This window comes from Pseudomonas kairouanensis, assembly GCF_004682055.1.
GTDB lineage: Bacteria > Pseudomonadota > Gammaproteobacteria > Pseudomonadales > Pseudomonadaceae > Aquipseudomonas > Aquipseudomonas kairouanensis.
In genome coordinates, this window is the sequence record NZ_QUZU01000043.1 from 24757 (window position 1) to 49052 (window position 24296).

Genomic DNA, 24296 nt, shown 5'->3' on the forward strand with positions numbered 1-24296 from the left:
TTTTCTCCTGAATTAAGTACGTGTGGCGCCACGGGCACTGGCGGCAAATTGGTCGGCGGGCAGGACGTGCTTGCGCTCCAGCACGCGGTACACCACGCCGGTGAGCAGCAGCCCGAACACCATCACTGCGGACAGGAAATACAAGCCCGACGCCAGGTTGCCGGTGTATTCCTTGAGTGCACCGATCACGAACGGGCCGATGTAACCACCCAGGTTGCCCACCGAGTTGATCAAGGCAATACCCGCCGCCGCACTGGCACCGGCAAAAAACCGCCCCGGCAAGGTCCAGAACACCGCCGTGCAGGAAAACAGCGCGAACGCTGCCAGGCACAGCGCTGCCATTTGCAGCACCGGCACACTCAGCCAGGCACTGAAGAACAACCCAATGGCACCCAACACGTAGAGCACGGCGAGGTGGCCGTAGCGGTCGTTCAAGCGATCGGAACTGCGCGGGATGATCAGCAGGCCAATGATCCCGAAAATGTAGGGCACGGCGGAGACGAAACCGGTGGTGAGGTCGCTGCCGCCGAACTGTTTGATCAAGGTCGGCAGCCACAGGCCCAGGCCGTAGATGCTCAGGGTTACCGGCAGGTAGAACAGCGCCAGCAGCAACACGCGCTTGTCTTTCAAGGCATGCAACGGGTTGCCGTGGCGGGTCTGGCCGTAGGCTTGCAGGTCTTTGGCCAGTTCGCCGGTAAGCCAGGTTTTTTCGTCCTCGCTCATCCAGCTGACCTGCTTGGGGCCGTCCGGCAGGTAACGCAGCACCGGCCAGGTGAGCAGGATCGCCGGCGTACCGATCACGATAAACAGCCACTGCCAGCCATGCAGGCCAAGGATGCCATCCATGCCCAGCAAGCCACCGGACACGGGGCCGGTGATCATCATCGCAATGGGTTGGGACAGGATGAACAGCCCCAGGATCTTGCCGCGATGGCGCACCGGAAACCATTGGGTGATGTAGTAGAGAACACCGGGGAAGAACCCGGCTTCAGCCGCCCCCAGCAAAAAGCGCATCACATAGAAGCTGTGGGGCCCCTGCACGAAGGCCATGCCGATGGTGATGGCGCCCCAGGTGATCATGATCCGCGCGAACCAGCGCCGGGCGCCGAAGCGGTCGAGCATCAGGTTGCTGGGGATCTCGAACAGGAAGTAGCCAATGAAGAACAAGCCCGCGCCCAGGCCGTAGGCGGCATCACCAATCCCGACGTCGGCGCCCATGTGCAACTTGGCAAAGCCCACGGCGGAACGGTCCACGTAGGCAATCAGGTACAGCAGGATCAGGAAGGGAATCAGTTTCAGCGTGATGCGCCGAATAAGCCGCAGTTCCTGGCTCATGGGTCGATCTCCGAATTGTTGTTTTTATAGAAGCTCGGGGGACGCCTCTGGCACAAAATCCGCCAGGGTCATACCTCAATTGGACCGACTATATAGTATGACTATTTGCAAAACAACTCTTCCAAAGCAGCGATTTTGCGCTTATGTTTAAGCACGCATAGAACATATAGTCATACAATAAGAGAATCGATCATGTCTGATAAAAAGCCCGGCCTACGCTCCGCCCAGTGGTTTGGTACCGCCGACAAGAACGGCTTCATGTACCGCAGCTGGATGAAGAACCAGGGCATTGCCGACCATCAGTTCCATGGCAAGCCGATCATCGGCATCTGCAACACCTGGTCGGAGCTGACCCCGTGCAACGCGCATTTCCGTCAGATCGCCGAGCACGTCAAACGCGGCGTGATCGAAGCCGGTGGCTTCCCGGTGGAGTTCCCGGTGTTCTCCAACGGCGAATCCAACCTGCGCCCCACCGCCATGCTCACCCGCAACTTGGCGAGCATGGACGTGGAAGAAGCCATTCGCGGCAACCCCATTGACGGCGTGGTCCTGCTGACCGGCTGCGACAAAACCACCCCAGCCCTGCTGATGGGCGCCGCCAGTTGCGACGTGCCGGCCATCGTGGTCACCGGCGGGCCGATGCTCAACGGCAAGCACAAGGGCCAGGACATTGGCTCGGGTACCGTGGTGTGGCAGCTCAGCGAGCAGGTGAAAGCCGGCACCATCACGCTGGATGATTTTCTTGCGGCCGAGGGCGGCATGTCCCGCTCGGCGGGCACCTGCAACACCATGGGCACGGCGTCGACCATGGCCTGCATGGCCGAAGCGCTGGGCACCTCCCTGCCCCACAACGCGGCGATCCCGGCGGTGGATGCGCGGCGTTATGTGCTGGCGCATATGTCGGGCATGCGTGCAGTGGAGATGGTGCGCGAAGATTTGAAGCTGTCGAAGATCCTGACGAAAGAAGCATTTGAAAACGCGATCCGCGTGAACGCGGCCATTGGCGGCTCCACCAACGCCGTGATCCACCTCAAGGCCATCGCCGGACGCATCGGTGTCGAACTCGACCTGGACGACTGGACCCGCATTGGCCGTGGCATGCCCACCATCGTCGACCTGCAGCCTTCCGGGCGCTTCCTGATGGAAGAGTTCTACTACGCCGGCGGCCTGCCCGCCGTGTTGCGTCGCCTCGGTGAAGCCAACCTGATCCCTCATCCCAATGCCCTGACCGTCAACGGCAAGTCCCTGGGCGAGAACACCCAGGACTCGCCGATCTACGGCCAGGACGAAGTGATCCGCACCCTGGATAACCCGATCCGCGCCGACGGCGGCATCTGCGTATTGCGCGGTAACCTCGCGCCATTGGGCGCCGTACTCAAGCCGTCCGCCGCCAGCCCCGAGTTGATGCAGCACCGTGGCCGCGCCGTGGTGTTCGAGAACTTCGATATGTACAAGGCGCGCATCAACGACCCGGAACTGGACGTGGACGCCAACTCGATTCTGGTCATGAAAAACTGCGGGCCCAAGGGTTACCCAGGCATGGCCGAGGTCGGCAACATGGGCCTGCCGGCCAAGCTATTGGCCCAGGGAGTGACGGACATGGTGCGCATTTCCGACGCACGCATGAGCGGCACGGCCTACGGCACAGTGGTGCTGCATGTGGCGCCGGAAGCCGCCGCCGGCGGGCCGTTGGCCACGGTGAAGGAAGGTGACTGGATCGAACTGGACTGCGCCAACGGCCGCCTGCACCTGGACATCCCCGACGCAGAGCTGGCGGCGCGCATGGCCGACCTTGCGCCACCGCAGAAACTCATCGTCGGCGGCTATCGCCAGCTGTACATCGACCACGTGCTGCAGGCCGACCAAGGCTGCGACTTCGACTTCCTGGTGGGTTGCCGAGGCGCCGAAGTGCCAAGGCATTCCCACTAATTGGGATGCTATGATGCCGCGTCTTTAAGCCAGAGCCTCCCCGCCGTCATGGATCACCAGCCGCCCAAGCCGCGCAAGAGCCAGCATGCCCAGATCGTCCAAGACTTGGGCATGCACATCGTTTCCGGCCGCTTCAAGCCCGAAGAACGGCTGCCCATGGAGGCCACGCTGTGCGAGGAATACCAGGTCAGCCGCTCGGTATTGCGCGAGGCCACGCGCGTGCTGAGCGCCAAGGGCCTGGTGTACTCCAAGCCTCGGGTGGGCGCGGTGGTGCGGCCCCGCTTGAAATGGCACCTGCTCGACCCGGACGTGCTGTCCTGGTTGATGCAGTCCACGCCCCACAGTGAGTTCTTCAATACCTTGGCGGGGGTGCGGCGCATTCTGGAACCGGAAATCGCGGCCATGGCCGCGACCACGGCCACCGATGAAGACATCGCCACCATCGAAAAGGCCTACCAGGGGATGGAAACCGCGAAGACCCACGAAGACTTGTTGCAGGCCGACCTGGACTTCCACCGTGCCATTGCCGATGCCACGCGCAACGACCTGCTGGCCTATATGTGCAACATGCTGTCGTTGCCGCTGCGCGAATCCATCAACATCACCAACCGCCGCCCGGATATCCAGGGCCTGAGCCTGCCCCGGCACAAGGCGATCCTCACCGCGATCCAGAACCGCGATGCACTGGGCGCGCGGCATGCCTCGCTGGTGCAGCTGGATGACACGCGGGTGGCGTTGGATACGGTGATGAACGTGCTCACGCCGCTCTGACACAGGCCAGGCAACGAGGCTTTATCAGGTTTAACCCTGATTCAAATGTGGGAGCGGGCTTGCTCGCGAATGCGGCGGGTCAGTCAATATTTCCGGTGAGATTTTCAGGGGTGTAACGCGGCTTGCAATTGGCTGCAAGCCGCGCGGGGTTTCACAAGGTGTAAGCGATGCCGACCTGGACGGTGCGCGGCGCGCCAGGGTAGGCGTAGATATTGCCGAATGCGCCTTCTTCAAACTCGCGATTGAACAGGTTTTTTACATCCAGGTTAAGGCGTACCTTTTCGTTGACCTTGTAGTAGCTGAGCAGGTCGACGACGGTGTAGGCGTCCATTGCGAACGCAGTGTTGGAGGTCTGGCCTGCTCGCTCGTCTACGTATTTGACGCCCGATCCCAGGCCCAGGCCTTTGAACGTACCGTCCTGAAACTCGTACACGTTAAGCAGGCTGAAGCTGTTGCGCGGAATGTTCAACAAGCGGGTGCCGGAGCGGATAGTGTTGTCCTTGGTGACTTCGGCATCGACATAGGCATAGCCGCCGATGACGCGCCATTCGGGGGTCAGGTTGCCCGCTACGTTAAGGTCCAAGCCACGGCTACGCACCTGGCCGGCGGCAACACTGAACGCTGAATCCACAGGGTCGGTGGTGAGGACGTTTTTCTTCTCGATCTGGTAGATCGCCGCATCGACGCTCAACTGGTGATCCAATGCCTCCCACTTCACGCCCATTTCATAGGACTTGCCTTTTTCCGGCTCGAACCCACCACCGACACGGGCAGCGCCGGTGTTGGGCTTGAACGAGCGTGCAGCGTCGGCATACACCGCCACGGTGTCGGTGAGGTCGTAAGTCACGCCCACACGCGGGGTGACGGCGTTGTCACTGGCCTCCCAGCTGTTACCGCCCGGCACATAGGTGTGATAGTCATGCTCGAAACGTTCGAAACGAGCCCCGGCAAGCACTTTGAGGCGCTCGGTAAGGGCGACCTGGTCCTGCACGAACGCGGCGTAGGTCTTGAGGTTTTCCTTGTCATGGGTCGGGGTGCGTGTGAGCGGCGGCCGCGCCTGGCCGTACACCGGGTCGAAGATATCGATGGGGTAAGTGCCCGCTGCGGCGCTGGAGCGCTGAATGATCGACTTGTAGTCGTAATCCTCAAACTCGACGCCAGTGAGTAAGGTGTGTTCAAACCCGCCCGTCGAGAAATGCCCGGTGAGATTGAGTTGCGTGTCTTTGTCGGTCCACTCCAGCTTGCGGTAGTTGAAGTTGCGTTGCAGGGTGCGGCCATCGGCGCCCAGGCTGGTGGGGCTGTTGGCCTCGATGCCATTGCCCTGAAGGGTGCCATCCAACCACTGGAAACCACCGCCCAAGGTCCAGTTTTCGTTGAGCAGATGCTCGAAACGCAACTGGGCCATGCTGTTGTCGTTATGCAGCTTGCCCACGTCCTTGTCGCCCCAGAACGTATCGCGTGACGCCGTGCCTTTTTGGTTGGCAAACCGGGTGAGGCCACGGTCCAGCGGGTGATTGTTGCGCATGAAGTCGCCCTCGAAGACCACCTTGGTGGCGTCGGTGGCCTGCCAAGTGATCACCGGAGTGATGCCGTAACGCTCGGTTTCCACATGATCACGGAACGTGTCACCCCCCTCGCCCACCACGTTCAGGCGATAGGCCAGGCGACCCTCATCATCCAGCGGCCCGGAGGCATCCAGCGTGCCGCGCTTCATGCCTTGGTCATTGAGTTGGCTGCCCAGGGTCACGGTGCGTTCTGGCAGTGGTTGTTTGGACACCACATTGAATGTGCCGCCGGGATCGCCACGGCCATAGAGCATGGTGGCCGGGCCACGCAGCACTTCGAGGCGTTCGATGGTATTGGCGTCCGGCATGTTCGGGTAGCCACGGTTGATGGGGAAACCGTTGCGGTAGAACTCACCGGTGGTGAAGCCACGCACGGTAAAGGTGGTGAGGCCCTGCCCGCCAAAGTTGTTGGCACGGCCCACGCCGCCGGCGTAGTCCAGTGCGTCCTGCAAGCGGGTGGCGCCGATGTCTTCGACAGCGTCCTTGGTCACGACACTGATGGACTGCGGGGTTTCATGAATGGAAGTGTCGGTGCGCGTCGCACTGGCTGAACGGGTGGCGCGATAACCCTGGACCGGGCCCTGGGCCGTCTCGTAGTCGGTGGTGCCGGTAATGCTGGTGGCTTGCAACTCAAGCGCGGCCTTTTCGACCGGCTCGACTTCTGCCCAACTCAACGGAGAAAACGCCTGAAGCACACATATGGAAACCAGGGTACGACGCATGGATGATGAACCTAGTGAATGAGCCAAATGGGGTGGGATACCTGCCAATTTTCGCGGCGCGATGGTATACCAAGATATCGACGATTGATATCTATTCTCATTCACTAATTTTCTAGTAACCACTTGGTATCAAGACTGAAGCAAAGCAAATGTGGGAGGGGGCAAGCCCCCTCCCACATGGGTTTTTCATACACCGTTAGTCGGTTTGCTTATTCCCAATCAGCGATAGCGTTCCAGCCAGTGCGCGTACGGCGCAGGCAAGGTCCAGGACGCTTTCTCAACCCCCAGTTCCTTCGCCGCAAAGTACGCCCAATGCGGGTCGGCCAGATGCGCACGGCCCACCGACACCACGTCCAGATGCCCCGCCTGCAATGCTCCTTCAGCCAGTTGCGGCGTGCCGAAACCCCAGGCCGATGTCACCGGGATGCCCGCTTCACGGCGCACACGCTCTGCGATGGGGCCCATAAAGGCCGGGCCCCATGGGATGTTGGTGTCAGGAATGGTGAAACCGACGCTGACGCTCAGCAGGTCCAGGCCACCGGCCTTGAAGCGGCGGGCCAGTTCGATGGATTCGACGAGGGTCTGCTCGTCGCGCCCGTCGTATTCGAGCACGCCGAAACGCGCGGTCAGCGGCAGGTTTTCCGGCCAGACTTCACGTACCGCCGCCAGGGTTTCCAGGAGGAAACGGCTGCGGTTGTCAAAGCTGCCACCGTAGGCGTCGGTGCGCTGGTTGGAGTGCTCGGAGAAGAAGCTCTGGCCCAGGTAGCCGTGGGCGAAGTGCAGCTCGATCCACTCAAAGCCTGCGTCACGGGCGCGGCGCGCAGCGTCGACGAAGTTTTGTTTGACCCGGGCGATATCGTCCAGGGTCATGGCGCGGGGCACTTGCGGCAGGTTGGCACCAAAGGCGATGGCTGACGGCGCGATGGTTTCCCAGCTGCGTGCATCGGAAGCGGCCATGTGGTCGTCGCCTTCCCATGGGCGGTTGGCGCTGGCTTTGCGACCGGCGTGGGCGATCTGGATACCCGGCACGGAACCCGCAGCCTTGATGGCCTTGACCATCGGCACGAACGCCTCGGCGTGTGCATCGCTCCAGATACCGGTGCAACCTGGGGTAATCCGGCCTTCCGGCGCAACCGCAGTGGCCTCGACCACCACCAGCCCTGCCCCGCCACGGGCCATGCCGGCCAGGTGCACGTGGTGCCAATCATTGGGGATGCCGTCATCGGCCATGTATTGGCACATCGGCGGAATAGCGATGCGATTGCGCAGGGTGACGTCTTTGAGTTTGAACGGTTCGAACAATGCGGCCATGGTGGACTCCAGCAAGTGTGTGAATGTTTCGATAGTTCGATAGTAGTCGAACTATAGCCTTAAGCGAAAGCCCCCGTTATCATGCGACCCATGCGAGCCTTCAAACATCCACCACCTCAAGACCTTACCCTCGAACGCGTGCTCTACGCCCTGAGCGACCCGGTGCGCCTGGAAATCGTGCGCTGCCTGGCCGCTGTACCCGAGGCCACCTGTGGCGAACTGGACGGCGGGCGGCCCAAGTCCAGCATGTCTCACCACTTTCGCGTGTTGCGTGATGCTGGCCTGGTGCAAACCCGCAGTGTAGGCACCACCCACATGAACGCGTTGCGGGCAGAAGATCTTGAAGACCGCTTTCCCGGCCTGCTGGCGAGCATCCTGGCGCAGCATTAAGTTTCGCTTCAGGTAGGCACCGAACCTTCCCCGCAAACCCGCGTCCGAGCTAGGGCACTGTTGCTTACCGCTCGCCGCGAGGTCCTCGTTTGAAAGCCGCCATCGTCAAAAAATATCGCCTGATCATCAAGACCATGGGCTACGTAGGTTGGGCCCTGTTCTGGCTATTGCTGTGGGATATCGCCGTAACGGTGGATTTCATGCTGTTTCTCAACGCCAAGCTCAATCTGCCGCTGATGCCCCTGACCCTGCTGGGTTCGGCCCTGATTGTGCTCATCAGTTTCCGTAACAGCAGCGCCTATAACCGCTGGTGGGAAGCGCGCACGCTGTGGGGGGCAATGGTCAACAACTCCCGCAGTTTTGCGCGCCAGGTGCTCACCTTGCTCGATGACCCCGGCAACGACGTGAACCCGGTCAAGGCTACCCTACTGCGCCGTCATGTCGCTTATGTGAATTGCCTGGCCGCGCACCTCAAGGGCGAGCCATGCCCCGACGAGGTGCGTGCGTTTATCCCCGCCGATGAATTCGCCCGCAGCGGCGCCACCAATAACTTTGCCAACGATATCCTCACCGGCTCCGCTGCGCTGCTGGCCCAGGAATACAAGGCCGGCCACCTGGACAGCATTCGCCTGGCGCGGTTGGAGTCGACCCTGGTGGATTTGTCCAACGCCCAAGGCGGCATGGAACGTATCGCCAATACCCCGCTGCCCTACCCCTACGTGTATTTCCCACGGCTGTTCATCTCGCTGTTCTGCCTGATCGTGCCAATAGGCCTGGTGGAATCCCTCGGTTGGTTCACCCCGCTGGCGTCCACCGTTGTGGGCTTTATGCTGCTGGCCATCGAGCGCATCGGCACCGATTTGCAAAGCCCGTTCCGTGCCAGCGAGCACCAGATCCAGATGGACACCATCTGCGAAACCATCGAGAAAAACCTGCAGTCGATGCAGCGTGATGCGCTGGGGGGCGAACGCATCGGTTAAACCTGCTCCCGGCCCTCAAGTGCTTGCCCCCGCAGTCGATATAGCGGGGGTACGCATGGACTTCACCCCCATAACAACCCATGCGACGCCCACCGCTACTGTTTCTGCCTTGCCAAAACTATAAATACCCGCAGGAGAAATCATGAACATCAAGCAAAAGCTGACCTGGGCGTTTGCGGCCATCGCGTGCCTGCCAGTCATCCTGGTGGCCGTGTTGGTCGTGATGAATGTGCGCGACGGAGCCCTGGCCAACTTCCTCGACAGCAGTGGCCGCGAGATCCGCCAGATCGACAATGGCATGAAGCAATTTTTCGACGGCATCAGCCAGAATGTCGAATTTGTGGCCAAGGACCCGCGCATCCTCGCGGCCAAGGACCTCAAGAACTACGCCGGCGCCGATGCTGCGCAAATCCCCCTCACCCCAACGAATAAAGAGCTGCTGGCGATCTTCGACCAGTTCGCCAAAAGCCACCCCAGCACCGCGTACCTGTCCCTGGGCCTCGCCGACGGTGGCTACGCCAGCTACCCCGACGACACCAAGCTGAACAACTACGACCCTCGCGTACGCCCCTGGTACAAGGCGGCCATCGCCGCGCCGGGTACCACCGTGCGGACCGGCGCCTACTACTGGGCACCAGACGACGTGGTACTGATCGGCACCGTGCACACCGTGGCCGATGCCGCCGGCAACATCCTCGGTGTGGTCGGCCTGGACGTGTCCCTCAAGCAGCTCACCGAACTGGTGCGCAACATCAAGCTGGGTGACAGCGGCTACCTGATGCTGGTGGAAGCCAACGGCAACGTACTGGTCGACCCCAGCGACGCCAAACACAACTTCAAGCCCCTGGCCGACCTGGGCCCCAACTACGCCGAGCTGGCCAAGCGCGGCGATGGGGTGACCCAAATCGACATCGATGGCGTGGCCTACATGGCCAACGTGGTCAGCTCCAAAGACCTGGGCTGGCGCTTTATCGGCCTGATCAAGCGCGACGAAGTGATGGCCGGCGCCACCCGCCTGACCTGGTTGATCGCCGCCATTGCCGCCGCATTGGCTTTGGTATTCGCGATTGTCGGCGCCAGTTTCGCCAGCGTGATCGTACGCCCGATCCGTGGTGTGGCCGATGGCCTGCAAGAAATTGCCGAAGGTGAAGGCGACCTGACCCGCCAGCTCAAGGTGCAAGGCAAGGACGAAACCGCCAGCCTGGCCGGTTGGTTCAACCAGTTCCTGAGCATGATCGCGCAGTTGGTGCAACGCATCGGCAACGCCTCCTCCGACCTGCAAACCGCCGCCGCCGACACCAGCGAAGTGGCCAACAATATGAACCAGGCCGCCGGTCGCCAGCGCGAAGCCGTAGAGCTGGTGAGCACTGCGTTCAACGAAATGGTCGCCACCGCCAACGAAGTCGCCCGCTCTTGCAGCGCCGCCGCCACCAGCGCCGATGAAGGCTACCGCGATGTGCACGATGGCCAGCAGCATATCGGTGAAGCCACCGGCAGCGTGCTCAAGCTCAGTGAAGACCTGCAAAAGTCGACCCAGACCATGCAGCTGTTGGAGCAGGACAGCCAGAACATCAACACCATTCTCGACACCATCCGCTCGATTGCCGAGCAAACCAACCTGTTGGCGCTTAACGCGGCGATTGAAGCCGCCCGCGCCGGTGACCAGGGCCGAGGCTTTGCGGTAGTGGCCGACGAAGTCCGCGCCCTGGCCCGCCGCACGGCCGACTCCACCGGTGAAATCGACAGCCTGCTGGGCAACCTCGCCCGCCGCACCCAGGAAGTCACCCAGCAGATGCAAGGCAGCCTGCTGGTGTCCCACACCAGTGTGGAACGCATCCAGCAGGCCCGCGACAGCTTCGACAAGATCCGTGGCTCGGTGGACTCGATCCGCGACCAGAACACCCAGATCGCCACCGCCGCCGAAGAGCAGCACCAGGTGGCCGAAGAGATCAACCGGCACATCGCGCAGATCCATGCCGATGCGCAATTGGTTGAAGGCTTCGCCCACTCGGCGCAGACCGGGTCAGGCCGGCTTACGGATATCTCGGGTCAACTCAAGGGGTTGGTGGGGCGGTTCAAGTTCTAGGCTGTTTGCATCAACGTTCGCCTGCCGGGGCAGGCGAACGTTACGCGGATTCGCTACTATAAGCCGGCCGTTTCCCGAATTTAGCCACACCGCCCCGGAGCCTCAATGCCCACCCCCAAGGACACCGCCCCCGACAGCAGCGCCCCGATGATCCCCGAGCAGCGTCGCGAGCAAATCCTGCGGCAACTGCGCAAGCATCAGGTCATGAGCGTGCACCAGTTGATGGAGATGTTCGACTGTTCGCACATGACCGTGCGCCGCGATATCGCGCTGTTGGAACAGGAAGGCCTGGCCTATTCGGTCACCGGTGGTGTGCGCATCGCCAGCCAGTTGCACAGCGAGCCGAGCCATCAGTCCAAGGCCGTGGTGGAGCTGCCGCAAAAGCAAGCCATGGCGCGGCTGGCGGCGCGTTTGCTGCACGCGGACATGACGGTGTACCTGGACGCCGGCACCAGCACCCTGGAGATCGTGCCGTATATCAAGGCGCTCTCGGGCATGACCGTGGTGACCAACGACTTCGGGATCGTGCAGGCGTTGATGGATGCGCAACAGGTGACGGTGATTCACACCGGCGGCCAGTTGGACCATGACAACCACTCTTCGGTGGGCGGGCTGGCCGTGGCGACGTTGCGCCAGATAGTGACGGATATTGCATTTGTCTCTACCAGCTCCTGGGACCTGCACCGCGGCATCACCACGCCTTCGGCGCTGAAGGTGGAGGTCAAGCAAGTGGCAATGCAATCGGCGTCCCAAGTGGTGCTGGTGGCGAGCAGTTCCAAGTACGGCACATTCAGCATGTACCGCATTGCCGGGCTGGAACCGTTTGACGTGATCATCAGCGACGAAGGCCTGGCCCCGGCTGCGGCGGATGGGATTCGTAAGCGCGGGATTGAATTGATGCTGCCGGGTGACGCACTGGCAACCTGAACCCTCCTTGGAATGCAATCAAATGTGGGAGGGGGCTTGCTCCCGATAGCAGTGGTTCAGTCAACACATGCAGTGACTGACACACTGTCATCGGGAGCAAGCCCCCTCCCACATTTGAACCCACTTCGGCTCGGTTACCGGGTCGCTTTCCAATCCCGCAACCATTGCAGGCCAGCCGAGGTATCAGCCTTCGGCCGGTACTCGCAACCCACCCAACCGGTGTAGCCCAACTGGTCCATCAGGTCGAACAGATAACCGTAATTCAGCTCGCCCAGGTCCGGCTCATGCCGATCCGGCACACCGGCTATCTGGATATGGCCAATGCCGTTGAAGTCGCGACGCAGTTTGGTCGCCACATCCCCCTCGACAATCTGGCAGTGGTAGCAGTCGAACTGCACCTTGAGGTTGCTTGCGCCCACTTCACGGCAGATCGCTTGGGCCTGGTCCTGGCGATTGAGGAAGAAGCCCGGCATGTCGCGGGTGTTGATTGGTTCGAGCAACACCGTGACCCCCACCCTGGCCGCCGCTGCGCTGGCATAGGCAAGGTTTTCCAGGTAAACGGCGTGGTGACGCGGGCGCAGGGACTCGGACGGCAGCAAGCCGGCCATCACATGCACACGGTCATTGCCCAGCACCTGGGCATATTCCAGCGCGCGGTCAAAGCCGATACGAAACTCGGCCTCGCGCCCTGGCAAAGTGGCAATACCCCGCTCCCCCGCCGCCCAGTCACCCGGAGGCGCATTGAACAGCGCCTGGACCAGCCCGTTATCACTTAAGCGCTGCTTGAGTTCAGCCGCGCTGTAGTCATACGGAAACAGGTATTCCACCGCGTCAAAACCATCGGCCTTCGCCGCAGCGAAGCGATCCAGAAAGTCGTGTTGCGGGTACAGCATGCTCAGGTTGGCAGCGAAACGAGGCATAAAAACTCCCAGGAGTCAGACAAAAGGCCAGATCAGCAGGGTAATCAGGAAACCCAAGGTGCCGAGCAAAGTAGTGATCACTGTCCAGGTGCGCAGGCCGTCCGCCACATTGAGCCCGGCCAGCTTGGTGAAGATCCAGTAGCCGGCATCGTTGATATGGGACATCGCCAACCCGCCACCGCCCATGGCCAGGCACAGCAGCGCCATATGGTTGGGCGTAAGGTCCAGGGTCACGATCAGCGGGCTGATGATACCGGCCGTGGTCACCAGCGCCACCGTGGTGGAACCCTGCACCGCACGCAGCAACATGGTCAACAGGAAGCCCAGGGCCAACACCGGCAGGCCGGTGGTGCGTAGCATGTCGGAGACTACCGCGCCGATGCCAGTATCTACCAGCACCTTGCCGAACACCCCGCCGGCGCCGGCGATCAGGATCACCATGGCCACCCCCGGCAAGGCCGAACCGATCACGTCGGAGACCTGGCTACGGCTCCAGCCACGGCGCGAGCCCAACAGCCAGGCGCACAGCAAGGTATCGATCAGCAACGCTACCAGTGGCGCGCCGAGTACCGTCATCACCCCACGCAAGGTCGACTCGATCGGCAACAGCGAAGTGGCCAAGGTTCCCAGCAAGATCAACACAATCGGCAGCAGGATCAGGCTGACGATCAAGCCAAAACCCGGCGCCGGCGCTGGTGGCAGCTTGGCGGCGATAGCACTGGTGGACTCTTCCAGGCCCATGTGGGACTCGGCCACGGCGGCCTGCTGCACCGCGCTGTCATTGCCGTTGGTCCAGGCTTGCAAGTCTGCATTGGTGACGTGCGGCCCATAGACTTCGGCGCGGATATCGTCGGTCATCGGGTAGAAGCGACGGGTCATGCGCCCCGCGACACGGTAGCCGATGTAGCACAGCAGCGCGGTGATCGGCAGGCCAAACATCAGCACCCGGCCCAGGTCCGCACCCAGTTGGCTGGCAGCGGCCACCGCGCCCGGATGGGGCGGCAGGAACGCATGCACGGTGAGCAGCGCGGCACACATCGGCAACGCAAACACCAGCAGCGGCTTGCGCGCCCGGCGGGCCACGCCATAGGCCAGCGGCATCAGGATGATCACCCCGACTTCAAAGAACACCGGCACACCGATGATGAACCCGGCGATGGTCAGCGCCAGCGGTGTGCGCCGGTTACCGAAACGCTCAATCAGGGTTTTGGCCAGCGCCTCGGCGCCACCGGACAACTCGATGATCCGCCCGATCATCGCGCCCAGGGCAATGATGATCGCGATATGGCCCAGGGTCTTGCCCATGCCGCCTTCGATGGTTGCCACCAGGTCGGCGGGTTTCACCCCGGCCACCAGCGCTACCACGATACTCACCAGCATCAGCGCGACAAATGGCTGGAATTTGTACTTGAGAACCAAAAACAGCAGCAGCGCGATACCGGCGCCGGCAGTCAACATCAAAATCAGTGGGCTCATTCGAGAATGTCCTGTTGTTATTGTTTTTCAAGCAAGCCGGGGCCGTCGAACGCCTGGGCCGGTGTTCGGGGCAACGCGTGCAATGTAGGTATTACCAGTGCGCGCCGAACGTCTCGCGCAGTTCATCCAGTGCGGCCTGATCCATCGGCGCAGGCCTTGGGTTGCTCATCAGCCACAGGCGGGCGGTTTCTTCCAACTCTTCCAGGGCGTAGCTGGCCTTGGCCACCGAGCTTTCCCAGACCACCGGCCCCAGGCGTTCGAGCATCACGCCGCGCACGCTGTTGGCCAGTTGCGCGACCTGCTCGGCCACCTTTGGCGAGCCGGGGCGCTGGTAGCCGATCAAGGGAATGTGCCCGACCTTCATCACCTGGTACGGCGTGAGTGGCGGCAAGATATCGTCCGCACGCCACACGCCCGCCAGGGTCAAGGCCACCAAATGGGTGGAGTGGGTATGCACCACGCCGCCCACCGTGGGGTTGCGGTCGTACACCTGGCGATGCAGGGCCAGGGTCTTGGACGGCTTGTCGCCAGAGACCCACTCCCCGTTGAGGTTGACCTTGGCGATTGCCTCGGGCGTCAAGCGCCCCAGGCATACGTCCGTGGGGGTGATCAGCCAGCCGTCGTCGAGCCGCGCGCTGATATTGCCGGCGCTGCCGACGGTATAGCCGCGCTGATACAGGCTGCGGCCGACATCGCAGATTTCTTCGCGCTGGGCCTGTTCGTCGATACCGCTCATTGGGCACCTCCGGCCAATTGCGCGAGGGCTTTGGCGAAGAAATCACGGCCACCGAAGTTGCCCGATTTGAGCGCCAACGCCAGGGGCTCGGCCGAGCTGCTGATCGTGGCCGGCACGCCCGGATCGATCTGCGCGCCGATCTGCAACAGGTTGACGCCCAGCGCCTTGACCACCGCGCCAGAGGTTTCGCCGCCAGCAATCACAAAGCGCCGCACACCGCTGTCGCGCAGGCCCCGGGCGATCTCGCCCAGCGCATCCTCCACCAACGCACCGGCGCGCTCGACGCCCAGTTGCTGCTGCACCGCCTTGACCTCGTCCGGGGTGCTGGTGGCGTAGATCAACACGGTTTGCGCGCTGTCGCGGGCAAAGGCCAGGGCCTGCTCTACCACTGGCTCACCGGCGGCCACGGCCAGCGGGTCGATACGCAGCGCCGGGCGACCGGCCTCACGCCAGGCCGCAACTTGACCGAGGGTGGCCACCGACGCACTGCCGGCCAGCACCACTTCACCACCACCGACCACCGGCAACGACGCCACATCGAAGTCACGCAACTTGCCAGCGCGACGGAAGTTATCCGGCAAACCCAGGGCCAGGCCCGAGCCGCCGGTGAGCAGTGGCAGGTCGGCGCAGGCGCTGCCGAGGGTGTAGAGGTCTTGATCCGACAGCGCATCGGCGATGGCAATGCCGACGCCTTGGGCGCGCAGTTCGGCGATCTTGTTGCGCGTGGCTTCAACGCCCGCCGCAACGCTGTCATAGCGCAACAGGCCCACAGGCAGTTGGGTCTGGCTTTGCAGCACACGCACCAGGTTGGCGTCGACCATCGGCGTCAATGGGTGATGCTGCATGCCGGATTCACTGAGCAACTGGTCCTGCACAAATAGGTGACCACGGAAAATCGTGCGGCCGTTTTCCGGGAATGCCGGGCACGCCAGGGTGAAATCGCTGCCCAGGGCCTTGAGCAACGCTTCGCTGACCTGGCCAATGTTGCCGGCGGCGGTGGAATCAAAGGTGGAGCAATACTTGAAGAAGATCTGCTCGCAGCCCTGCTCACGCAGCCAGGCCAGCGCGGCGAGGGACTGCTCGACGGCTTCGGCAGCGGGCGTGGTGCGGGACTTGAGGGCGATGACGATGGCGTCGGCATCCAGCCCGGCCGCGACTTCGCGGCTGGGAATGCCGATGCTCTGCACCGTGCGCATGCCGCCACGCACCAGCATGTTGGCCAGGTCAGTGGCACCGGTGAAGTCGTCAGCGATGCAGCCCAGCAAGGGGCGCGCATTAACGGTAGTCATGACGCGTTCCTTAAACAGAGTCGGGCTTGGCAGTCGGCAGGTCGATGCCGGGGAAAATCTTGATCACCGCTGAGTCGTCCTCGCGGCCAAAACCCGCACTGGAGGCCTGCATGAACATCTGGTGCGCGGTGGCCGACAGCGGCAACGGGAATTTGCTGGCGCGGGCAGTATCGAGCACCAGGCCCAGGTCCTTGACGAAAATATCCACCGCCGACAGCGGCGTGTAGTCGGCCTTGAGGATGTGCGGCACGCGGTTTTCGAACATCCAGGAGTTGCCGGCGCTGTGGGTGATCACCTCGTACAAGGCATCGGCGTCCACACCTTCGCGCAGGCCCAGGGCCATGGCTTCGGCGGAGGCAGCGATGTGCACACCGGCCAGCAACTGGTTGATGATTTTGACTTTGGAGCCCAGCCCGTGGGCGTCGCCCAGGCGATAGACCTTGCCCGCCATGCCCGCCAGTACGGCTTCGGCCTTGGCATAGGCGGCTTGCGGGCCGGAGGTCATCATGGTCATTTCGCCAGCGGCGGCCTTGGCGGCGCCGCCGGAGATCGGCCCGTCGATATACAGCAGGCCCTGGTCGGCCAGGCGCTGGCCCAACTCAACGGCGTAGGTTGGTGCCACGGTGGCGCAACCGATCACCAGGCTGGCGGGGCGCAAGGCCGCGACGGCACCGTTGTCACCGAACAGCACGGTTTCGGTCTGCTCGGCGTTGACCACCACGGTGATGATCACATCACAGGCTTCAGCCATCTGCGCAGGCGACGCGCACGCCACCCCGCCTTCGTTGGCGAACTGCTGGGTGACGGCGTCACGCACGTCACAGGCATGCACATTGAAGCCGGCACGCAGCAGCGAGCGGGCTATGCCCAGCCCCATCGCGCCCAGACCAACAACACCAACATTCTTATTATTCATGGGGTACTCCAGGGGAAAACGGCGGCACACACCACACCGGCGAGCCGCGTTGGAATTGAAGTCGATCATCCACCAATGAACAGATTATGTGAAGTATTTTTTCAGTCTAACATTTTTTAACATTGAGTCTGTTAACCGCCGCCGTCGAGCAACTCATCGCAATGCTTGTGCTTTGCGTATTATGGTATACCATCATACGCAAACCACCCCACATCAGATGGAGCCGCTCATGAGTTTCGAAATTCGCAAAATCGTCAGCTATGTAGAAGAAACCTTTATCGAAGGCGGCAAAGCCTCCGACACCCCGGTAAAAATGGTCGGCTTGGCCGTCGTGCTGAAAAACCCATGGCTGGGCCAGGGTTTCGTCGAAGACCTCAAGCCGGTTATCCGCGCCAACTGCTCGGACCTCGGTGCGCTGATGGTCGAGCGTTTGGTGGGCATCATCGGCGGTGCCGAAAACATCGAGGCCTACGGTAAAGCAGCGGTCGTCGGTGCCGACGGCGAGATCGAGCACGCCTCCGCGATCATCCACACCCTGCGCTTTGGCAACCACTACCGTGAAGCGGTCAAGGCCAAGAGCTACCTGAGTTTCACCAACAAGCGCGGCGGCCCGGGCACCTCGATCCAGATCCCGATGATGCACAAGGACGACGAAGGTCTGCGTTCGCACTACATCACCCTGGAAATGCAGATCGAAGACTCGCCGCGTGCCGACGAAATCGTCGTGGTACTGGGTTGTGCCGACGGCGGCCGCCTGCACCCACGTATCGGTAACCGTTACATCGACCTGGAAGAACTGGCCGCCGAAAAGGCCCAGTAAGAACGGCTTGGCCCCCAATAAAAAAGGCATGCAGGAGCGCTCCATGATTCGGCTCACCGCTGAACGCACCCCGGCTGGCACCAGTTATCTGGCGACCGGCCAAGGCCAGCCTGTGGTTTTGATCCACGGCGTGGGCCTGAATAAAGAAATGTGGGGCGGGCAAGTCGTTGGCCTGGCCACGAACTACCGCGTGATCACCTACGACATGCTCGGCCACGGCGCCAGCCCGCGCCCGGCCGCCGGCACGCCGCTATTGGGCTATGCCGACCAATTGCTGGAACTGCTCGATCACCTGGAACTGCCCCAGGCCACGGTGATCGGCTTTTCCATGGGCGGCCTGGTCGCCCGGGCGTTTGCCCTGCATTACCCCGAGCGCCTCAAAGGCTTGGTGGTACTTAACAGCGTGTTCAACCGCAGCCCCGAGCAGCGTGCCGGCGTGATCGCCCGCACCGCCCAGGCCGCCGAACACGGACCGGATGCCAACGCAGAAGCGGCGCTGTCGCGCTGGTTCAGCCGCGAATACCAGGCGGCCAACCCGGCGCAGATCGCGGCCTTGCGTGAAACCCTGGCGGGCAATGACCCCCAGGGCTACCTCACCACCTATGAGCTGTTTGCGACCCAGGATATGTACCGCGCCGATGACCTCAAGAGCCTGCGCGCCCCTACCCTGGTCGCCACCGGCGAACTCGACCCCGGCTCAACCCCGGAAATGGCCCGGCAACTGGCCGACCGTATTCCCGGCGCCACCGTTGCAGTGCTGGCCGAACAACGGCATATGATGCCGGTAGAATCGCCGCGCCTGGTCAACCAGTTGCTGCTGGGCTTTCTTGACACGGTGTACGCCCAAAACACTCCAATAAAGGGGATCGTTGCATGACGCTTGAACGCTTCCAGATGTGCATCGGCGGGCAATGGGTCGATGCCCTGTCCGGCAAGACCTTCGACAGCCTCAACCCGGCCCTGGCCGAACCCTGGGCGCAACTGCCCGACGCCGACGAAGCCGACGTAGAGCGCGCCGTGCAGGCTGCGCAAACGGCTTTCGACAGCCCGGCCTGGCGTGGCCTTACCGCCACGGCGCGGGGCAAACTGCTGCGACGCCTGGGTGATTTGATCGCCGACAACAAAGAACACCTGGCCCAGCTGGAGAGCCGCGACAACGGCAAGCTGATTCGTGAAACCCGTGGCCAGGTCAGCTACCTGCCGGAGTTTTTCCACTACACCGCAGGCCTGGCCGACAAGCTCGAAGGCGGCACCCTGCCCCTCGACAAACCGGATCTGTTCGCCTACACCGTGCACGAAGCCATGGGCGTGGTCGCCGCGATCATTCCGTGGAACAGCCCGCTGTACCTGACCGCGATCAAACTCGCCCCAGCCTTGGCGGCGGGCAATACCATCGTGATCAAGCCGTCGGAACATGCCTCGGCCACTATCCTGGAACTGGCGCGCCTGGCCCTCGAAGCCGGCATTCCGCCGGGCGTGGTCAACGTGGTCACGGGCTACGGCCCCAGCACCGGCGCCGCCCTCACCCGCCACCCGCTGGTGCGCAAGATCGCCTTCACCGGCGGCGCGGCCACCGCACGCCATGTGGTGCGCAGCAGCGCGGAGAACTTCGCCAAGCTGTCCCTGGAACTGGGCGGCAAGTCGCCGAACATCATCTTTGCCGATGCCGACCTCGACAGCGCCATCAACGGCGCGATTGCCGGGATCTATGCCGCGTCCGGGCAAAGCTGCGTGTCCGGTTCGCGCCTGTTGGTGCAGGAAGAGATCTACGACGAATTCGTCGAACGCCTGGTCGCCCGCGCCCAGCGCATCCGCATCGGCAACCCCCAGGACGACGCCAGCGAAATGGGCCCCATGGCCACCGCGCAGCAGTTGGCCGTGGTCGAAGGCCTGGTGGCTGACGCGATTGCCGAAGGCGCACGCCTGCGCACCGGCGGCAAACGCCCGCAGAACCTGGGCGAAGGCTGGTTCTACGAGCCGACGCTGTTCGAGTGCGACCGCAACTCGATGAAGATCATGCAAGAAGAAGTGTTCGGCCCGGTGGCCTCGGTGATCCGCTTCAAGGACGAAGCCGAAGCCCTGGCCATCGCCAACGACTCCCAGTTCGGCCTTGCCGCCGGTATCTGGACCCGTGACCTGGGCCGCGCCCACCGCCTGGCCCGGGATGTGCGCTCAGGCATCATCTGGATCAACACCTACCGCGCCGTGTCGGCGATGGCGCCGATTGGCGGTTTCAAGAACAGTGGCTATGGACGCGAAAGCGGCATCGATTCGGTGCTGGCCTACACCGAGCTGAAAACGGTGTGGATCAACCTGTCCCAGGCGCCTATGCCTGACCCTTTTGTGATGCGCTAAGAGGCCCCTGCCATGATCGAACCCGGCATTTACAAAGACGTGATGAGCTCGTTCCCGTCCGGCGTCACGGTGGTCACCACCCTGGACCCGGACGGCGGCATCGTCGGCATCACCGCCAGTGCGTTCAGCGCGCTGTCGATTGACCCGGCGCTGGTGCTGTTCTGCCCCAACTACGCCTCCGACACCTACCCGATCCTGCGCGACAGCAAGCGCTTTGCGATCCACTTGCTGTCCGCCGACCAGACCGCCGAAGCCTATGCCTTTGCGGGCAAGGGCAAGGAAAAGGCCAAGGGCATCGAGTGGCAACTGAGCGCGTTGGGCAACCCGCTGCTGGCCAACGCCACGGCGATCATCGAGTGCGAGCTGTGGCGCGAGTACGACGGCGGTGACCACGCGATCATCGTCGGCGCGGTGAAAAACCTGATTTTGCCAGAGCAGCCGGTCACACCGATGGTCTACCACAAGGGCAAGCTGGGTCCGTTGCCCGCCTTGGCCTAAGGGGCACCGGGGGGCCGTGCGGGTTTGTCGCTTAAAGAACGCAGCGTGATAAACTCGCCGACACTTTCGGCCCCTGGTCGGCCCCCAGTTAACCGTTACAGACAGAGCAGCCCCCATGAAACGCGCGCCCCTCGACGACAGCTTCAAGGTCAACCACAACCCGGTCACCCTGCGGGAAATCGTGCTGGAGAAACTGCGCAGCGCGATCATGAACTTCCAACTGTTGCCGGGCGACCGCCTGGTGGAGCGCGACTTGTGCGACCGCCTTGGCGTCAGCCGCACCTCGGTGCGTGAAGCCTTGCGGCACCTGGAGTCCGAAGGCCTGGTGGAATTCGCCGATGCCAAGGGCCCGCAGGTGGCAATCATCACCCTGGCGGACGCGGTCGATATCTATGAACTGCGTTGCGTGCTCGAAGGCTTGATCGTGCAGCTGTTCACCCTGCGCGCCAAGGCCAAGGACATCAAGGCCCTGGAAAAAGCCCTGGAAGACAACCGCAAAGCCCTCAAGGACGGCGAGTTGCAACAGGTGATCGACTCGGTGCAAGGCTTCTACGACGTGCTGCTGGAAGGCTCGGGCAACCATGTCGCCGCCACCCAGTTGCGCCAGTTGCAGGCGCGCATCAGCTACCTGCGGGCCACCTCGGTGTCCCAGGAAAACCGCCGCGACGCCAGCAACCACGAAATGGAACGCATGGTCGAGGCCATCAAGAGCCGCGACCCGTTGGCCGCCCACCAGGCCTGTGTCGACCACGTACGCGCCGCTGCCGCCGTGGCCCTGGACTACCTCAAGCGCAAACAGGAAGAAACCGGCAAGCTGCCGGAAATCACCCTGCCCATCGCCCTCAAAGAACCGCGCATAGGTCACTGACCGTGCCCAGCCCCAGCTTTTGCCCGACCTGCGGCGGCAGTGACTTAGGTCACCAGTTGCCACCGGGCGATACCCATGAGCGCCTGATGTGCCGGGGCTGCGGCTATATCCACTACATCAACCCCAAGATCATTGCCGGCTGCATCATCGAGCAGGACGGCAAGTACTTGCTGTGCCAACGGGCGATTCCACCGCGTCCCGGCACCTGGACGCTACCGGCCGGTTTTATGGAAGGCGGCGAGACCACCGAGCAGGCGGCGCTGCGGGAGGTGTGGGAAGAAAGCGGTGTGCGGGCGGAGATTGTCTCGCCCTACTCTATTTTCAGCGTGCCCAGGATCAGCGAGGTGTACATCATCTTTCGCGCCATTGCGCTGGAGATCACTGGGCAGTTTGGGCCGGAGACGTTGGACTACAAGTTTTTCGCGCCGGAGGATATTCCTTGGGAGAGCATCTACTACCCGGCGATCCGGCAGATTCTTGAGCGGTATATCGAGGAGCGGCAGGCTGGGGTGTATGGCATCTATATTGGCAATGATGACAGCGGCAAGATCCATTTCATCCGCTGATCTTTCGGTCGGGCACGATTCAAAATGTGGGAGCGGGCTTGTCGGGTCGCCGCATCGCTGCGATAGCTATGTGGTGGGCGCCAGAGCGTTTGGGTCGGAGTACATATCCGTTATTTGGGTAACGGCGGCTATTGGTTCCGCTCTTACAGCCATGCCTTTCAAGGTCTGCGTTTAAAAAGCCGTTTAAAGTCATGTTTTGGCCTGCTTATTCGACTTGGCAGCCTTAAGCACCCGATCGGTTGAAACATGAGCCCGCGCTGCTTTTCCTTCCAGCCACTCCTTGGATTTGGCGACTTTGGGGCCGCGTGGGCTTTTCGCAATAGCCTTAGGCTTGATCAACCTCGCCAAAGCCAGTAACCGCTCTGCCAGCCCTTGCGAAGTTTTTTCGAGAGGGAAGTATTCCGCCGGCAGGGCGATCTGCATGCCCTCATAACCGCTGCGTACGTGTACCGCCAAATGGAACATCGAGGCCTCCCAACCCTCTGGCTGCGTTTCGCGGTGCGCCTGGTCAACGCTACGCTTGAGAACTGACAAAACGTTGTAAGCCAGAACCGCTGAGGCAAAGCCCAACAGTGCGGCTTTAGGGGTGCCAAGGCTATTTATTTCACTTTCCAGCACCGCTTCAAGCCGCTGGAACATCCCTTCAATGCTCCACCGTCGACGGTATAAATCCGCTATCTGGCGAGCGTTGATGGTGTCGGGCAAATTGCTCCAGAACCACATCACTGAATCACCTGAGTCATTGGCTGTCTGCAGGCTCAACTCAACGCGCCGCCATCGGCGGCCACTTTTAACTTCGATGATTTGTTCGCGAACGGTTCCGCTTTCGACGGCCCCTGACTCTTGCCAATCACTTTCCTGGATCACCCGTGGATGCGTGCCGGGTTGGCGAACGATGAACGATGCCCCTGTGTCCTCGCAGGCCTGCAGGACAGGCAGCGTGCAGTAGAGCCGGTCACCCATCCACAGCTGACCCGCGCTAGCGCGGGCCAGCAGTGGTAGAAAACTGACCCGCTCGCTGGCGTAGGCGTCCTCGCAAGGCTCAAGATCAACGACTAAATCCAGATCAGGGTCGTAGGCCACCACGGAAAATCCTGGGCGAGCGGCACCACGCTCTGTGCGCAAAGGGCCTAGCCGCTTTTCTGTAGACGGCAAGTGATTACCATCGACAACGCGCAACTGCCAGCCGGGCAGAATCGATGAGTGGCCGAGCGTTTTGATGGTCGGTTCCAAACGCTCGGCGCTGCCTGAAATCAGCGCTCGCAGCAGCTCGGGCTCGGTTCGGCTGATCTTGTCATAGACCGCTGCAAGGCTGACCGAAAGCCCCTCCATCTTGCGCGCTGCTGCGTGTAGTGAAGGTCTTAGGCCCAATGAAACAAGGGACATCAGCTCAACAACGGTTGAAAACAAAAGCTCACGGGAGTACTGACGCTGGCGATAATCATCAAACACCTTGTCAACCCATTCAGCAGGCACTGCCTGCTCTAATACCAGTTTGGTCATGACACTGGCCGGTGCTTGTTTTTCAAACCGCTCTAGAACCTTTTCCCACATCGTTTCGTCATCCTGACTGAAATAGTTGGGGGATTTTAAACCAAGACCTTGAAAGGCGTGGCTCTTACAGCGGCTCACTTTTGAAAAGCGCAAAAGTAAGCAAAACGCTTCGCCCCACCACTCGGTGCCTCGCCTAGGCTCGGCATGCCCTCTCTCCGGCTTGAATCCGTGGGCCGCCGCAATGGGCCATCCATGGCCCAGTGCGGCTAACCCGGCGTCCTGCCGGGTTACCCACGGATTCAAGCCTGCGTTCGGCCAGCGTGGTTTAACGGGGCGCCTAAG

20 protein-coding genes and 2 pseudogenes are annotated in these 24296 nt (G+C 62.0%); 13 read left to right on the forward strand and 9 right to left on the reverse strand.

The genetic code is table 11. The features are described from left to right. Positions 1 to 12 precede the first annotated feature (12 nt). A complete protein-coding gene (locus tag DYL59_RS25405; RefSeq protein ID WP_135291655.1) occupies positions 13 to 1335 on the reverse strand; it encodes an MFS transporter in 1323 nt (440 codons plus the stop codon). Between the two features lie 192 nt (positions 1336 to 1527). On the opposite strand from DYL59_RS25405, the gene DYL59_RS25410 reads away from it, so the two are divergent. Both DYL59_RS25410 and DYL59_RS25415 read left to right on the forward strand, forming a co-directional pair. Next, on the forward strand, positions 1528 to 3264 hold the full coding sequence (locus DYL59_RS25410; protein ID WP_135291656.1) for an IlvD/Edd family dehydratase: 1737 nt from the start codon (positions 1528 to 1530) through the stop codon (positions 3262 to 3264). 48 nt (positions 3265 to 3312) lie between these two features. After that, positions 3313 to 4035, forward strand: coding sequence for a FadR/GntR family transcriptional regulator (locus tag DYL59_RS25415; RefSeq protein ID WP_135291657.1), 723 nt, complete (start codon positions 3313 to 3315; stop codon positions 4033 to 4035). A 151-nt stretch (positions 4036 to 4186) separates the two neighbouring features. On the opposite strand, the gene DYL59_RS25420 is transcribed toward DYL59_RS25415, so the two are convergent. Together DYL59_RS25420 and DYL59_RS25425 are read right to left on the reverse strand one after the other, a co-directional pair. Then, positions 4187 to 6322 (reverse strand): TonB-dependent siderophore receptor, encoded by a 2136-nt coding sequence (locus tag DYL59_RS25420; RefSeq protein ID WP_135291658.1) that lies wholly within the window; start codon positions 6320 to 6322, stop codon positions 4187 to 4189. 219 nt (positions 6323 to 6541) lie between these two features. Further along, on the reverse strand, positions 6542 to 7633 hold the full coding sequence (locus DYL59_RS25425) for an NADH:flavin oxidoreductase/NADH oxidase (RefSeq protein ID WP_135291659.1): 1092 nt from the start codon (positions 7631 to 7633) through the stop codon (positions 6542 to 6544). Between the two features lie 90 nt (positions 7634 to 7723). Here DYL59_RS25425 and DYL59_RS25430 point away from each other — a divergent pair, with 90 nt between their 5' ends. The 5 genes and pseudogenes from DYL59_RS25430 to DYL59_RS25445 all read left to right on the forward strand — a co-directional run bounded on the left by DYL59_RS25430 (position 7724) and on the right by DYL59_RS25445 (position 12016). Further along, positions 7724 to 8023: an ArsR/SmtB family transcription factor gene (locus DYL59_RS25430; RefSeq protein WP_135291660.1), complete on the forward strand. Its 300-nt coding sequence runs from the start codon at positions 7724 to 7726 to the stop codon at positions 8021 to 8023. Between the two features lie 89 nt (positions 8024 to 8112). Further along, positions 8113 to 9003: a bestrophin family protein gene (locus DYL59_RS25435; protein ID WP_135291661.1), complete on the forward strand. Its 891-nt coding sequence runs from the start codon at positions 8113 to 8115 to the stop codon at positions 9001 to 9003. Positions 9004 to 9226: 223 nt separating this feature from the next. Further along, positions 9227 to 10225 (forward strand): annotated as a pseudogene (locus tag DYL59_RS32165) (HAMP domain-containing protein); the annotation flags it as partial. A gap of 348 nt (positions 10226 to 10573) precedes the next feature. Next, positions 10574 to 11089 (forward strand): annotated as a pseudogene (locus tag DYL59_RS32170) (methyl-accepting chemotaxis protein); the annotation flags it as partial. A gap of 105 nt (positions 11090 to 11194) precedes the next feature. Next, positions 11195 to 12016 (forward strand): DeoR/GlpR family DNA-binding transcription regulator, encoded by an 822-nt coding sequence (locus DYL59_RS25445; protein ID WP_135291663.1) that lies wholly within the window; start codon positions 11195 to 11197, stop codon positions 12014 to 12016. Between the two features lie 134 nt (positions 12017 to 12150). On the opposite strand, the gene otnI is transcribed toward DYL59_RS25445, so the two are convergent. The 5 genes from otnI to ltnD all read right to left on the reverse strand — a co-directional run bounded on the left by otnI (position 12151) and on the right by ltnD (position 17353). Beyond that, a complete protein-coding gene (gene otnI, locus DYL59_RS25450) occupies positions 12151 to 12936 on the reverse strand; it encodes a 2-oxo-tetronate isomerase (RefSeq protein WP_135291664.1) in 786 nt (261 codons plus the stop codon). A gap of 15 nt (positions 12937 to 12951) precedes the next feature. After that, entirely contained in the window at positions 12952 to 14412 is a 1461-nt protein-coding gene (locus tag DYL59_RS25455; protein ID WP_135291665.1) for a GntT/GntP/DsdX family permease, read from the reverse strand. Between the two features lie 91 nt (positions 14413 to 14503). Continuing rightward, entirely contained in the window at positions 14504 to 15148 is a 645-nt protein-coding gene (gene otnC, locus DYL59_RS25460; protein WP_135291666.1) for a 3-oxo-tetronate 4-phosphate decarboxylase, read from the reverse strand. Beyond that, positions 15145 to 16437, reverse strand: a complete 1293-nt coding sequence (gene otnK, locus DYL59_RS25465) for a 3-oxo-tetronate kinase (protein ID WP_135291667.1) — start codon at positions 16435 to 16437, stop codon at positions 15145 to 15147. The genes otnC and otnK overlap by 4 nt, the downstream gene beginning before the upstream one ends. Positions 16438 to 16447: 10 nt before the next feature. Beyond that, positions 16448 to 17353 carry an L-threonate dehydrogenase gene (ltnD, locus tag DYL59_RS25470; protein ID WP_135291668.1) on the reverse strand — a complete coding sequence of 302 codons (906 nt, stop codon included), beginning with the start codon at positions 17351 to 17353 and terminating at the stop codon, positions 16448 to 16450. Positions 17354 to 17582: 229 nt separating this feature from the next. Between ltnD and DYL59_RS25475 the strand changes: the two genes are divergently transcribed. From DYL59_RS25475 to DYL59_RS25500, 6 genes are all read left to right on the forward strand, one after another. Further along, entirely contained in the window at positions 17583 to 18173 is a 591-nt protein-coding gene (locus DYL59_RS25475) for an amino acid synthesis family protein (protein ID WP_135291669.1), read from the forward strand. Between the two features lie 43 nt (positions 18174 to 18216). Beyond that, a complete protein-coding gene (locus tag DYL59_RS25480) occupies positions 18217 to 19050 on the forward strand; it encodes an alpha/beta fold hydrolase (RefSeq protein WP_135291670.1) in 834 nt (277 codons plus the stop codon). Further along, a complete protein-coding gene (locus DYL59_RS25485; RefSeq protein ID WP_135291671.1) occupies positions 19047 to 20528 on the forward strand; it encodes an aldehyde dehydrogenase in 1482 nt (493 codons plus the stop codon). Before DYL59_RS25480 ends, DYL59_RS25485 begins: the two co-directional genes overlap by 4 nt. A 12-nt stretch (positions 20529 to 20540) precedes the next feature. Further along, the gene (locus DYL59_RS25490) at positions 20541 to 21026 is read left to right on the forward strand and encodes a flavin reductase family protein (protein ID WP_135291672.1); all 486 of its coding nucleotides are present in this window, start codon (positions 20541 to 20543) and stop codon (positions 21024 to 21026) included. Between the two features lie 115 nt (positions 21027 to 21141). Then, entirely contained in the window at positions 21142 to 21894 is a 753-nt protein-coding gene (locus tag DYL59_RS25495) for a GntR family transcriptional regulator (RefSeq protein ID WP_135291673.1), read from the forward strand. Between the two features lie 2 nt (positions 21895 to 21896). Continuing rightward, positions 21897 to 22460, forward strand: coding sequence for an NUDIX hydrolase (locus DYL59_RS25500; protein ID WP_135291674.1), 564 nt, complete (start codon positions 21897 to 21899; stop codon positions 22458 to 22460). Between the two features lie 189 nt (positions 22461 to 22649). On the opposite strand, the gene DYL59_RS25505 is transcribed toward DYL59_RS25500, so the two are convergent. Next, complete coding sequence (locus DYL59_RS25505; protein WP_135291675.1) at positions 22650 to 23963, reverse strand: IS4 family transposase; 1314 nt, start codon at positions 23961 to 23963, stop codon at positions 22650 to 22652. Positions 23964 to 24296 lie beyond the last annotated feature (333 nt).